This window comes from Pseudomonas sp. NC02, assembly GCF_002874965.1.
In the GTDB taxonomy this organism is placed as follows: Bacteria; Pseudomonadota; Gammaproteobacteria; order Pseudomonadales; family Pseudomonadaceae; genus Aquipseudomonas.
On sequence record NZ_CP025624.1, the window covers coordinates 6799411 to 6812422 of the forward strand.

11 protein-coding genes are annotated in these 13012 nt (G+C 62.6%); 6 read left to right on the forward strand and 5 right to left on the reverse strand.

Going from position 1 to position 13012, the window contains the following annotated elements; genetic code table 11:
- Positions 1-6: 6 nt before the first annotated feature.
- Positions 7-1569 (reverse strand): PLP-dependent aminotransferase family protein, encoded by a 1563-nt coding sequence (locus C0058_RS32110; protein WP_102370185.1) that lies wholly within the window; start codon positions 1567-1569, stop codon positions 7-9.
- Between the two features lie 90 nt (positions 1570-1659).
- On the opposite strand from C0058_RS32110, the gene C0058_RS32115 reads away from it, so the two are divergent.
- From C0058_RS32115 to C0058_RS32125, 3 genes are read left to right on the forward strand one after another with little or no spacing between them, the layout of a single operon-like run.
- Positions 1660-2295 (forward strand): FMN-binding negative transcriptional regulator, encoded by a 636-nt coding sequence (locus tag C0058_RS32115; protein WP_003213431.1) that lies wholly within the window; start codon positions 1660-1662, stop codon positions 2293-2295.
- Complete coding sequence (locus C0058_RS32120) at positions 2292-2738, forward strand: GNAT family N-acetyltransferase (RefSeq protein ID WP_003213433.1); 447 nt, start codon at positions 2292-2294, stop codon at positions 2736-2738. Before C0058_RS32115 ends, C0058_RS32120 begins: the two co-directional genes overlap by 4 nt.
- A gap of 13 nt (positions 2739-2751) precedes the next feature.
- The gene (locus C0058_RS32125) at positions 2752-3423 is read left to right on the forward strand and encodes a GNAT family N-acetyltransferase (RefSeq protein ID WP_102370186.1); all 672 of its coding nucleotides are present in this window, start codon (positions 2752-2754) and stop codon (positions 3421-3423) included.
- A 201-nt stretch (positions 3424-3624) separates the two neighbouring features.
- On the opposite strand, the gene C0058_RS32130 is transcribed toward C0058_RS32125, so the two are convergent.
- Positions 3625-3900 (reverse strand): helix-turn-helix domain-containing protein, encoded by a 276-nt coding sequence (locus C0058_RS32130; RefSeq protein ID WP_087694596.1) that lies wholly within the window; start codon positions 3898-3900, stop codon positions 3625-3627.
- An 87-nt stretch (positions 3901-3987) separates the two neighbouring features.
- Here C0058_RS32130 and C0058_RS32135 point away from each other — a divergent pair, with 87 nt between their 5' ends.
- Together C0058_RS32135 and C0058_RS32140 are read left to right on the forward strand one after the other, a co-directional pair.
- Entirely contained in the window at positions 3988-6960 is a 2973-nt protein-coding gene (locus tag C0058_RS32135; RefSeq protein ID WP_102370187.1) for an autotransporter domain-containing protein, read from the forward strand.
- A 111-nt stretch (positions 6961-7071) separates the two neighbouring features.
- Positions 7072-8400, forward strand: coding sequence for an autotransporter domain-containing protein (locus tag C0058_RS32140; RefSeq protein WP_102370188.1), 1329 nt, complete (start codon positions 7072-7074; stop codon positions 8398-8400).
- Between the two features lie 69 nt (positions 8401-8469).
- On the opposite strand, the gene oadA is transcribed toward C0058_RS32140, so the two are convergent.
- Together oadA and C0058_RS32150 are read right to left on the reverse strand one after the other, a co-directional pair.
- On the reverse strand, positions 8470-10278 hold the full coding sequence (gene oadA / locus C0058_RS32145) for a sodium-extruding oxaloacetate decarboxylase subunit alpha (RefSeq protein WP_102370189.1): 1809 nt from the start codon (positions 10276-10278) through the stop codon (positions 8470-8472).
- Between the two features lie 11 nt (positions 10279-10289).
- Entirely contained in the window at positions 10290-11705 is a 1416-nt protein-coding gene (locus C0058_RS32150; protein ID WP_003213442.1) for an acetyl-CoA carboxylase biotin carboxylase subunit, read from the reverse strand.
- A 194-nt stretch (positions 11706-11899) separates the two neighbouring features.
- Between C0058_RS32150 and C0058_RS32155 the strand changes: the two genes are divergently transcribed.
- On the forward strand, positions 11900-12874 hold the full coding sequence (locus C0058_RS32155; RefSeq protein ID WP_003213443.1) for a LysR family transcriptional regulator: 975 nt from the start codon (positions 11900-11902) through the stop codon (positions 12872-12874).
- Here the strand turns inward: C0058_RS32155 and C0058_RS33150 are convergent.
- A complete protein-coding gene (locus tag C0058_RS33150; protein ID WP_003213445.1) occupies positions 12804-13001 on the reverse strand; it encodes a PA3496 family putative envelope integrity protein in 198 nt (65 codons plus the stop codon). The two genes, C0058_RS32155 and C0058_RS33150, sit on opposite strands and share 71 nt — an antisense overlap.
- Positions 13002-13012 lie beyond the last annotated feature (11 nt).

Sequence of the window (13012 nt, forward strand, 5' to 3'; positions counted from 1 at the left end):
TGCGCCTCAGTGCGCAACTGGCGCTTGCCAAACCTGGCCCAAGCGCTTCAACGCCTGGCTGATCTGCGCCTCGGGCACGGCAGCAAACCCCAACACCAATCCGGCACGCTGATCCTGCGGCGTGAGTGACTCCGGCAGCCAATAGCTGCTCAAGCCATTGACCTCCACACCCACCGCCGCCGCCTGTTGGATCAGCGCCTGTTCCCGCGCCAGGCTGTCGACCCGAACGGTCAGGTGCAGCCCGGCCGCCACCGACGGCAGGCGGCCAACGCCTTCAATGTCGGCGGGCCATTCGGCCAATAGCGCATTGAGCCGGCTCTGCGCGGCGCGGCGCATGCGGCGTACATGGCGCTGGAAATGCCCGGTCGCCATGAACTCCGCCATCACCGCCTGAGTGCTGACTTCCGAGTGGCGCACGTCCACCGCGCGGCGCCGGGCAAAGGCCTGGACCAGGCCGACCGGCAACACCAGGTAACCCAGGCGCAGCGCCGGAAAGGCCACCTTGCCGAAGGTCCCGACATACAGCACCCGCCCCGTACGATCGAGGGCCGCCAGTGGCGCCAGGGGCGCGCCGCTGTAGCGGTACTCACCGTCGTAGTCATCCTCGACGATCCAGCCGCCCGTACGCTCGGCCCAGGCCAGCAGTTCCAGGCGCCGGGCCAGGCTCATCACCACGCCGGTGGGGTATTGATGGGACGGGGTGACGTAGGCCAGGCGGCAACCGCCGAGGCGGTTCAAGGCAGCGCAGTCGATGCCCTCGCTGTCCACCGTCACGCCATGCAATTGGCCGCCCGCCACCGCGAACGCATGGCCTGCTGCCCGATACCCCGGATTCTCGATGGCAACCTCATCGCCGGGCTCCACCAGCAGCTGTGCACAAAGGCTGATTGCCTGCTGCGCGCCACTGGTGATCACTATTTGCTCAGCCGTGCACTGCATACCGCGAGAACTGCGTAGATAGGCCGCAATCAATCCACGCAGGCGCGCGTCGCCCGCCGGGTCGCCATAACACAGTTGCTGCAAGTCCGGCTTGCGCCAGAAAGCCGCATTCAGCTTGGCCCACACGTCAAACGGGAACAGATCGAAAGCCGGTACGCCCACCCTGAAAGCCCTCGGCGGACCACTGGGCGGAAGCGCCAAATGATTGTTTTCCACCCGCGCCAGCGCACCGCTGTGGATAACTTGACTGGACGAAAACACAGGTAAATCCGGCCGATTTGTGGATAAACCTGGGGGTAAGCCTGTTGATAACCCTGTGGACACTTTTGTGGATAGTTTTTTTGCGGGCGTCGACGTCTGCGGCAATTGCGCCACATAGGTGCCATCACCCACGCGGCCTTCGATAAATCCTTCGGCATACAGTTGGTCGTAAGCGCGAACCACACTGTTGCGCGAGATCGACAGCGCGGCCGCCAGGTCACGGCTGGCGGGGAGCCGGGTGCCACTGACCAACCGGCCATCCAGTACTCGCTGGCGCAGCGCCTGATAGAGCTGGCGGGTGAGTCCCTGGCGGCGGTCCAACTCGATACCCGCCGGGTTGAACGAGAGCGGTGGTTCTAACGCAGGCATGGAATTGGACCTATAAAATTGACTGTAGATGGCTCTTACAACGAACCAATAGCCTGCCTAGGATGCAGGCATTCGCCAAGGAAAATCTTCATGTACACACCACGCGCCTTTGCCCTCGATGACTTGCCCGAAATCCAGCAACTGATCCAGCACACGCGCCTGGCGCAACTGGTGACCTTGGGCGAACAAGGCCTGCAAGCCAGCCATTTGCCGCTGCTGCTCAACCCGGATGAAGGGCCCAACGGCACCCTTTACGGGCACATGGCCAAGGCCAATCGCCAATGGCAGGACCTGCAAAATGGCGGCGAGGCCCTGGTGATTTTTGCCGGGGCCGAGGCCTACGTCAGTCCGTCGTTCTACCCGGCCAAGGCCGAACACGGCAAAGTGGTGCCGACCTGGAATTACATCGCGGTACACGCCTACGGCACCGGCGAAGTGTTCACCGAAGCCGAGCGCCTGCTCGAACTGGTCAGCGCCCTCACCGACCGCCATGAAGGCAATCGCGCCCAACCCTGGAAAGTCAGCGACGCCCCGGCCGACTACATCGACGGCATGCTCAAGGCCATTGTCGGCTTTGCCCTGCCGATCCAGCGCCTGGAAGGCAAACGCAAACTCAGCCAGAACCGCAGCCCGGCGGACATCGCCGGTGTTCGCGACGGCCTGGCCGCCAGCACCGACGTACGCGACCAGACCCTCGCCCGCTTTATTCCCAAGGAGCCATCATGAGCCAGATCGAAATCCGCCAGGTCAGCGCCGCCGACCACGCCGCTTGGTTGCCCCTGTGGCAAGCCTACTTGCGCTTCTACAACACCGAGCTGCCCGACGCCGTCAGCCAGAACACCTGGCAACGCTTGATCGACGCCAATGAGCCGACCCACTCGGCCCTGGCCTGGCAGGACGGCAAGGCCGTAGGCATGGTCAATTTCATCTACCACCGTTCCAACTGGAGCATCGAGAACTCCTGCTACCTGCAGGATTTGCTGGTAGATCCGGCCCAGCGCGGCACCGGCGTCGGCCGCAAGCTGATCGAATTCGTCTACGCCACCGCCAAGGCCGACGGTTGCTGCAAGGTCCACTGGCTGACCCACGAGACCAACGCCACCGCCATCCAGCTGTACGAACGCATCGCCGAACGCCCTGGTTTTATCCAGTTTCGCAAAGGTCTTTAAGGAGAAGCACAGCATGACGACATCATTGGCCGACTGGAAAGGTGTCCCGGCGCCCACCGTCACCCTTATCGAAGGGCGCTTCGTGCGCCTGGAAAAACTCGACCCGGCCCGCCACGGCGATGACCTGTTCAACGCCCTGCAAGGCCCCGGCGCGGATCCGAAGCTGTGGGACTATTTGCCTTACGGCCCATTCCCCGAGCGCGCCGCCTTCGATGCCTGGCTGAACAACCACGCGTCCCACAGCGACCCGTACTTCTTCAGTGTGATCGACAAGGCCAGCGGCGAGGTGCAAGGCATCCTCAGCCTGATGTCCATCGTGCCCGAGCAAGGCCGCATTGAAATCGGCCACGTGACCTTCGGCGCCCCGATGCAACGTTCACCGAAAAGCACCGAGGCGGTGTACCTGCTGGCCAGGCACTCGTTCGAGCTGGGCAATCGTCGCCTGGAGTGGAAGTGCAACAACGCCAACGCCCGCTCCAAAAACGCCGCCGAGCGTTTGGGTTTCAGTTTTGAAGGGGTGTTTCGCCAGCACACCGTGGTCAAGGGCCGCAACCGGGATACGGCGTGGTACTCGATCCTGGATGGGGAATGGCCGGCGATTGGGGCGGGGTTTGAGCGGTGGCTGTCAGATGCCAACCAGACCGGTTCGGGACAGTTGAAAACGCTGGTGGAGTGCCGTACCTAAGCCACCCTGCCACCCCCTGACAAATGTGGGAGCGGGCTTGCTCGCGAAAGCGGTGTATCAGTCACGAATGTATCAGCTGACCCACCGTCATCGCGGGCAAGCCCGGCTCCCACATTGTATCTTCAGCGTATCCGGGCCTTGTGCTCAGCCGAGGCGAATAGGCGAGCATCTATAGATCAAACACCACGCCATCGCCTTTTCCTACAAGCTTCTGCGAACCTTCACAACTCCCATCTTCAACCCAAACGGCCTGAACACTGCGTTCAACGACTTCAGCGTCTGATTGCCCTCGCCATGTTCGATATGTACCAGCGTGCGTACGGAGATTTTGCACATCTTGGCAAACTGGCTCTGATGCAGCCCAGTGACTTCCGTTCGCAGCCGGCGTACCGCCTCGGCTATTTCCAGCGTTCCCTCGGCCAATGCATCCTGAATGCTTTCGATCAACCGGGTTCGTTCTTCAACCGTCAGGCTCATTTCAATCCCCGTCACCTCCTCGCCATCATTCTGTAAAAAACCTCCGCTATACAGGTCGACTCTTTTCCAAAAACAAGGTCGCCCGCCATGCCCCCTTCGCCCCAGCGCCTTGCGCTCACTCTCGGCCTGCTGGTCAGCAGCGGTTTTGTCGATGCGGCGCCCACGCCAACCAAGACGCTGCAGATCGACACGCCCACCACCACCGGGCAAACCCTGGGTGGCAGTGACTCGTTGACGATTTCGGCACCGGGCAGTATCACCACCTCCAAAGTCGCGGTGACCTTGAAGGACGGCACCACCGGTAATGGCGTGGTGATCGACAACTCCGGCAGCATTACCTCCACGGGTGGCCGGGCCATCGACAGCAGCGGCAGCCTCACCGGTACGCGCAACTACAGCATCTACAACCGCGCCGGCGGCGTGATCCAGGGCGCCAACGACGCGCTGCGCATCGACAGCAATTTCGCCAGCGGCAGCCTGTTGATCGACAACAGCGGCACCATTCGCTCCGCCACCGGCCAAGGGCTGGACCTGGATGCGATCCGCAGCTCCAACGTCACCACCACTATCATCAACCGCCAAGGCGGGCTGATTCGCGGCGACGCCAGCGACGGCATGAAGACCGGCGGCAACGCTACGATCACCAACTACGGCGAGATTTCCACCGGCGACACCCACTCGCGCGATGACAAATTCGACGGCGTCGACATCGACTCCGCTACTGGCGTGACCGTCACCAACTACGGCCTCATCTCCGGCGGCCGCCACGGCATCACCACCGACCTGGGCGCCACGCTGACCAACTACGGCACGGTAATCGGCCGCAACGGCTCGGGCTTTGGTTCCGACGGCGATGGCACGGTGATCAACCACGGCACTATTACCGGCGCATTTTCCGGACTGCAGCCGGACGGCGATGGTGACGGCGTGGACATCGACAAGATTGCCCACATCGAAAACTACGGAGTCATCCAGGGCGTCGGCGCCGGCGGTGTCGACAAGAACGGCTTTGCCAACGGCAGCGAAGGCATCGCCCTCGGTGGTGGCTATGTGTTCAACGGCGTGGGTGCATTGGTAAGCGGTGCCAACAACGCGGTGCTGGTGGACGACGGCAGCGACGGCCCGGGACTTGCTGCAACCACCCTGATCAACCATGGCACCATTCAGGGCCTGAACGGCTTCGGCGTGAAGTTCGTCGGCGAGTTTGCCGACACGGTGGTCAACGCCGGCTTGATCAGCGGCAGCAACGGCCTGGCCCTGGATTTGGGCGGCGGCGATGACACGCTGACCCTGCTCGGCGGCAGCCGCTTTGTCGGCGTGGTGGATGGCGGCACCGGATATGACCGCGTGATCATGGACGACGCCGCCGGCGGCAGTTTCGGCGACAGCCGCAACTTCGAATGGCTGGACGTGAAGCAAGGCACCTGGACCCTCACCGGCAGCGGCGACTTCAGCGACGGCGGCGAGATTTTCAGCGGCGCCAAGCTGATCAACCAGGGCGGGATCGCTGGCAACCTGACCGTCGATGAAGGCGGTATTTATGCCGGTGGCGGCAGTGTCGGCAGCCTGTTGGTCAAAGGCACCTTGCAGACCAACACCACCCTCGGCACCGCCAGCATCACCCGCGACCTGACGATGACCAGCGGCTCGACCCTGGCCTATGGCGTGAATGCCGACGGCAGCAGCGCACCGGTCCAGGTCGGCGGCACCGCGTACCTGAATGGCGCGACCCTGGCGGTCAATCCCGGCACCGGCACCTACCCGTGGCAGAGCCACTACACGGTACTGCAGGCCGGCAGCATCAATGGCACGTTCGGCAAGGTCACCAGCGACTATGCCTTCCTCACCCCCACCCTGGATTACAGCCCTACCCAGGTCGGCCTGACCTATTCCCGCAATGACGTGGCGTTCAATCAGTTCGCCAACACCGGCAACGGCACCCGCGCCGCCAACGCCCTGGCGAGCCTGGGCAAGAACAACGCGTTGTACAACGCCTTGCTCAACACCACCAACAGCAGCGCCGGTGCCGCCATCGAGCAATTGGCCGGCAGCAGCACCGCCAACCTGACCAGTGCCACCCTCGGCGCCAGCGCCCAGGTCGGCAACAGCATGTTGAACGCCATGCACCAACTGGGCGGCGGTGCCGGACTGCTGGTGGGCCTTGATCAAAAAGACACCCCCGTACTGGCCGCCACCGGCGTACCCGCCGAAGCCCGCAACCTCAACGACCCCAACGCCCGGGGCCGCCTGTGGCTGCAAGGTATCGGCAGCTACGGCAAGCTCGACGGCGACCACGGCAGCAATGGCCTGACCCAGCGCACCAAAGGCAGCGTGCTGGGGGCCGATTGGGCGCTCGATTCGGACTGGCGCGTGGGCGTGCTGGGCGGTTATTCGAAGACCGACCTGGACACCACCGGCGTCGACGGCAGCGTCGACAGCTGGCACGCCGGCGTCTACGCCATGCGCCAGAGCGGACCGCTGGCCTTGCGCCTGGGTGCTGCGTACAGCGGGCACCAGGGAGACAGTAAACGTACGGTGGCCTTTGACGGTTTCAACGATCGGCCCAAAGGTGACTACGACGCCGACAGCCAACAAGCCTTCGCCGAACTGGGTTATGCCATGGGCAGCGGGCGCCTGAGCGCCGAGCCATACGCCAACCTCGGCTACCAGCGCTACCACCGCGACAGCTACAACGAAAAAGGCGGCGCCGCCGCCCTGCATGTCGACGGGCAAACCCAGGACAATTTCAGCAGCACCTTCGGCCTGCGCCTGGCGCACTTGAGCCAGCTGGACAACGGCATCAGTCTCACACCGCGGGTCAGCGCCGGCTGGAAGCACACCTACGGCGACGTAGACAGCAGCACCCGCCAGGCCTTCCTGATGGGCGGCACCGCGTTCAACGTCGAAGGCAGCGCCCTGGACCGCGACAGCCTGTTGCTGGAAGCCGGGCTGGATGTAGGCCTGTCGGCACGCCATACCCTCGGCGTGGGCTACAGCGGCGAAATAGGCAGTAACAGCCGCAATCACGGGCTGATCGGGCAATGGCAGATGAGTTTTTAATCGCGGCCCACTAGAGACATCTCTGGCAGGCAAAGGGTGGATGGCCTGACATTTATCCGCCCTTTACCCCGCTAGATTCCCCGACCTCATACATCAAGAGGTCGGACCTGCATGCCACTCCTTCAGAAACAACTCGCACTCGCCATCACCTTCGCGCTGGGTGCCACCAACGCTCAATTCGTCCAGGCGCGAGGGGACATCGACCCAGACAGCGAGTGGTTCATCCCGGCGCCAGAGGTCGGCCAGCAAGGCCACCAGCGCCCCAAGCCACCCAAGCCCACTCCCGATTTTTACTTCAACGACCACGCCACCACCCGTAACGGCCAGCAGGTTGCCCGCGTACTGGACTCTGCCGTGGACACCCTCATCAAGTCGGGCGAACTCAATGAGTGGCAAGAGTACGAACTGGACAATATCGCCCGGGAGCTTGGCAGGCTGGCGCCGGGCCGTGTGGGTGCAGTTCTGGAGCAACTGGCAGGCAGCCAGAACGCCAACCTTGGCGCCGCCACTCAAGACAGCATGAAACAGCTCAACAGCAGCCTGCTTTCAGTCATGCGCCGGACAGGCGACGAACGCAACCTTACGGATGCCGAAGGCAATGGCCACGTATGGTTCCAGGCCCTGGGCAACGCTGGCAAGCTTGAAGGACAGCACGGTAGCGTGGGCCTGCAGCAACACACCCAAGGCCTGATGCTGGGCGGCGACTGGGCAGTGGACGATGCCTGGCGGGTGGGTGTGATGGGCGCCAAGTCCGCCAGCGACCTGAACGCCAAACGCTTCAAGGGCGAACTGGACAGCTGGCACCTCGGCGGTTACGCCGTGCGTCAGGACGGCCCCCTTGCACTGCGCCTGGGGGCGATCTACAGCAGCCATGCCGGCCAAACCCAACGCAGCGTAGACTTTGATTTCGTCGAGCGCCGCGAGCAGTCCAAAGGCAAATACAACGCCCAAAGCCAGAACGCTTTCGCCGAGCTGGGCTATCAACTGGACAAGGGCAGTTTCAGCGTCGAACCCTATGCGGGGATCGGCTACCAGCGCTATCACCGCGACCGCTACAAGGAAAAAGGCGGCTTTACAGCGCTGAATGTCGGCGCCCAGACCCAGGAAAACCTCAGCAGCACCTTCGGCTTGCGCCTGGCCAGTGCCTTTACGCTGGACAACCAGATGGCCCTCAAGCCGCACCTGAGCACAGGCTGGAAGCACCTCTACGGTGACGTGAGCAGCACCGTGCGCCAGTCCTCCGCGTGGGTAAAACGGCCGGGCTTCAACAGTGACTTCACCATCGAAGGCACCTCCCTGGACCGCGACAGCCTGGCGCTGCACACCGGGGTGGACCTGGCGCTGTCGACCCGGCACACCGTGGGCCTGGCCTATACCGCCGAGGTCGGCACCCACAGCCGTAACCAGGGTTTGCTGGGCCAGTGGACCCTGGCGTTCTGATTATTGCGGGCAAAAAAAAGGGGGCACATGCCCCCCCGAGGTTTAAGCGGTAGTTTCGAAGGCTGTTGATCAGCCTTCGATTTCAATCAGGATTTCACCCGGGTTGACCCGGTCGCCCTTGGCCACGTGTACGGCGGTGACCTTGCCGGCGATCGACGCCTGTACTTCGGTCTCCATCTTCATCGCTTCAGTGATCAACACAGCCTGGCCGGCCTTCACCACGTCGCCTTCCTTGACCAGCACGTCGACGATGTTGCCCGGCATCGCCGTGCTGACATGGCCTGGCGCGGTGGCGTGCTTGCGCTTGCTGCCGCCACTGCTGACAAACTCGTTGAGCGGCTCGAACACCACTTCTTCCGGCATGCCGTCGATGGACAGGTAGAAGTGGCGCTTGCCTTCGGCCTTGACGCCCACCCCGGTGATGTCCACGCGATAGCTTTCGCCGTGCACGTCGATCACGAACTCGGTCGGCACACCTTCACCACCGGCACGGGCCACGCCGCCGGCTTCAGGAATCGGCAACAGCACTTCAGGGCTCAAGGTGCCAGCGTCGCGCTCTTCAAGGAATTTGCGCCCGATGTCCGGGAACATCGCGTAGGTCAGTACGTCTTCTTCGGACTTGGCCAACGCGCCGATTTCGCCGCGCAACTTGGTCATTTCCGGCTTCAGCAGGTCTGCCGGGCGATGGTCGATCACCTCTTCGCTGCCGATGGCCTGGCGCCGCAGTTTTTCATTCACGGTGCCCGGCGCCTTGCCGTAGCCGCCTTGCAGGTACAGCTTCACTTCGTTGGTGATGGTCTTGTAGCGCTCGCCGGCCAGCACGTTGAAGAACGCCTGGGTACCGACGATCTGCGAAGTCGGGGTGACCAGCGGCGGGAAGCCAAGGTCTTCACGAACCCGCGGGATTTCGGCCAGCACTTCGCTCATGCGGTTCAGCGCGCCCTGCTCTTTCAGCTGGTTGGCCAGGTTGGAAATCATCCCGCCCGGTACCTGGTTGACTTGCACGCGGGTGTCGACGGCGGTGAATTCGCTTTCGAACTGGTGGTACTTCTTGCGCACAGCGTAGAAGTACAAACCGATTTCCTGCAGCAGTTCCAGGCTGAGGCCGGTGTCGAATTCGCTACCTTTGAGGGCCGCGACCATCGACTCGGTACCCGGGTGGCTGGTGCCCCAGGCGAAGCTGGAAATGGCGGTGTCGATATGGTCGGCACCGTTTTCGATGGCCTTGAGCTGGCACATCGAAGCCAGGCCCGCAGTGTCGTGGGAGTGGATGAAGATCGGCAGGCTCTGCTCGGCCTTCAGCGCCTTGACCAGCTCGCCGGTGGCGTATGGCGTCAGCAGGCCGGCCATGTCCTTGATCGCCACCGAGTCGCAACCCATGGCTTCCATTTGCTTGGCCTGGGCCACGAACGCCTCGATGGTGTGCACCGGGCTGGTGGTGTAGGCGATGGTGCCCTGGGCATGTTTGCCGGCGGCTTTTACCGCTTCGATGGCCACTCGCAGGTTACGTACGTCGTTCATCGCGTCGAAGATGCGGAACACGTCGATGCCGTTGACGGCGGCCTTGGCGACGAAGGCTTTGACCACGTCGTCGCTGTAGTGGCGGTAGCCCAACAGGTTCTGGCCACGCAGCAGCATTTGCAGGCGCGTGTTGGGCAACGCCGCGCGCAGTTTGCGCAGGCGCTCCCACGGGTCTTCTTTCAGGAAGCGTACGCAGGCGTCGAAGGTCGCGCCGCCCCAGACTTCCAGGGACCAGTAGCCGACTTTGTCGAGCTTGTCGCAGATCGGCAGCATGTCGTCGGTGCGCATGCGGGTTGCCAGCAACGATTGGTGGGCGTCGCGCAGGATGGTGTCGGTTACGAAGATCTTCTTGCTCATTCTTATATTCCTCACAGGCCTGCGTGGGCGGCGATGGCGGCGGCGATGGCCAGGGCCAGCTCTTCGGGTTTGCGCTTGATCGAGTAGTTGGTCAGCTCAGGGTGGCTTTCCACAAAACTGGTGTTGAACTGGCCGCTGCGGAATTCCGGGTTGCGCAGGATTTCCTGGTAATAGGCGGCGGTGGTCTTCACGCCTTGCAGGCGCATGTCGTCCAGGGCGCGCAGGCCGCGGTCCATGGCTTCTTCCCAGGTCAACGCCCACACCACCAGCTTCAGGCACATCGAGTCGTAGAACGGCGGGATGGTGTAGCCGGTGTAGATCGCCGTGTCGGTACGCACGCCGGGACCGCCGGGTGCGTAGTAACGGGTGATCTTGCCGAAGCTGGGCAGGAAGTTGTTCTTCGGGTCTTCGGCGTTGATGCGGAACTGCAACGCAAAACCCCGGTGCTGAATGTCTTCCTGCTTGACCGACAGCGGCAGGCCTGACGCAATGCGGATCTGCTCACGCACAATGTCGATGCCGGTGATTTCTTCGGTAATGGTGTGTTCCACCTGCACCCGGGTGTTCATCTCCATGAAGTACACCTCGCCCTCGGCGAGCAGGAACTCCACGGTGCCGGCGTTCTCGTAGCCCACGGCCTTGGCCGCGCGCACCGACAGGTCGCCGATGTAGGCACGCTGTTCAGGGGTCAGCTGGGGGCTAGGGGCGATCTCGATCAGCTTCTGGTTACGGCGCTGGATCGAGCAATCGCGCTCGAACAGATGCACCACATTGCCGAAGCTGTCACCGAGGATCTGCGCCTCGATGTGCTTGGGATTGACGATGCATTTTTCCAGGAACACTTCCGCCGAACCGAAGGCCTTGGTGGCTTCGGAAATTACCCGGGGGAAGGCTTGTTCGAGTTCTTCACGGCTGTTGCAGCGACGGATACCGCGACCGCCACCACCGGAGGTGGCCTTGAGCATCACCGGGTAACCAATGCGGTCGCCTTCGGTGAGGGCTTCGGCGATGTCGGCAACGTTGCCTTCGGTGCCCGGGGTCACCGGCACACCGGCCTTGATCATGCTGCGGCGGGCTTCGGTCTTGTCGCCCATGCGGCGAATCACTTCGGCCGATGGGCCGATGAACTTGATCCCACGTTCGGCGCAAATATCTGCCAGCTCGGCGTTTTCCGAGAGGAAGCCGTAGCCGGGGTGCAGCGCGTCGCAACCGGTTTCCACCGCCAGGTTCACCAGCTTGCGCGGGTTCAGGTAACCGGCCAATGGCTCGGCACCGATGCTGTGGGCTTCATCTGCACGCTTTACATGCAGGGCATGGCGATCGGCATCGGAATAGACCGCGACCGAACGAATGCCCATCTCGGCGCAGGCACGCACGATACGTACGGCAATCTCACCACGGTTGGCGATCAGGATCTTTTTTATCACTTGGAAATTCCCTTGAGCCGATTGCTACCTACTTCGACCCTGGAAGCGGGTCGGCGCGTGACCAAATGTTTCATGGCAGTCGCGTGACACACACTATGCCCCTGCAGGGATTAACAAAAATCAATAATTATTGGGTTGTGTATAAGCAAAGACTTATAGTCGTCGCATCAAGGGTCGGCGGGAGTGCTTGAACTATGCGTAAGTCATTGATGCGTATGACATTGCGTCAATTGCAGATTTTCAATGAAGTCTGTGATTTGCGTTCCTACAGCCGCGCAGCCGAGGAAATGTCCCTCACGCAACCGGCCGTTAGCCTACAAATCAAGCAGCTGGAGGAGCTGCTGGGCCAGCCATTGTTCGATTACGTCGGCAAAAAGCTCTATATGACTGAAGCTGCTGAAGCCTTGCAACGGGCCAGCCGGGACATTTTCGGCCGCCTGGAAAACCTCGATATGCAGCTCTCCGACATGCAGGGCTCGTTGCAGGGCCAGCTGAAACTGGCGGTGGAATCCAGCGCCAAGTACTTCGTGCCGCACCTGTTTGCCGCCTTCAAGCGCCAGCATCCGGAGGTCAACCTGCACCTGACGGTGGTCAACCGCGCCCAGGTGATTCGCCGGCTTTCAGACAACCGCGACGACCTGGTGATCATGTCGATGGTGCCCCAGGACATGGGCCTGGAATTCCTGCCGTTCCTGAACAACCCGATTGTCGCGGTGGCACCCCACGATCATCCGCTGAGCCATCAAGGGCCGTTGCGCCTGCAGGACCTTGAGCCTTACACGCTGCTGTTGCGCGAGCCGGGGTCCGGCACGCGGATGGCGTGCGAGGAGTATTTCAAGGAGAAGCGCGTGCACTTCACCCAGACGGTGGAAGTGTCTTCGGCCGAGGCGCAGCGCGAGTGCGTGACCGCCGGGTTGGGCGTGGCGCTGCTGACGCGCCACGCGGTCAACCTGGAACTGGCCACCGGCGGGCTCAGGGAGCTGCCGGTGGAAGAACTGCCGCTGTACCGCAGTTGGTGCCTGGTGCAGGCCAAGGCCAAGCGCCTGTCACCGGTGGCCCATGCATTCCTGGGCTTTATCCGCAGCGAGCGGCTGCAGATCAGCGCGCTGGCTGAACGCTTCGCTGGGCAGCCGCGGGTGCCTGCCAGTGGAGTTCCGGATAGTCACTGATGCTCTGTTGCAATTGACGCTGATCGCAGCGGTCTTCAATTGCGCGACGGAAGGCCATGCGGCGCTGGTCTTCCTGCTGGCGGCGGGTCTTGACGGTGCTGTTGCTTTCTTCGTATTGCCGAGCCATTTCGAGTCTCC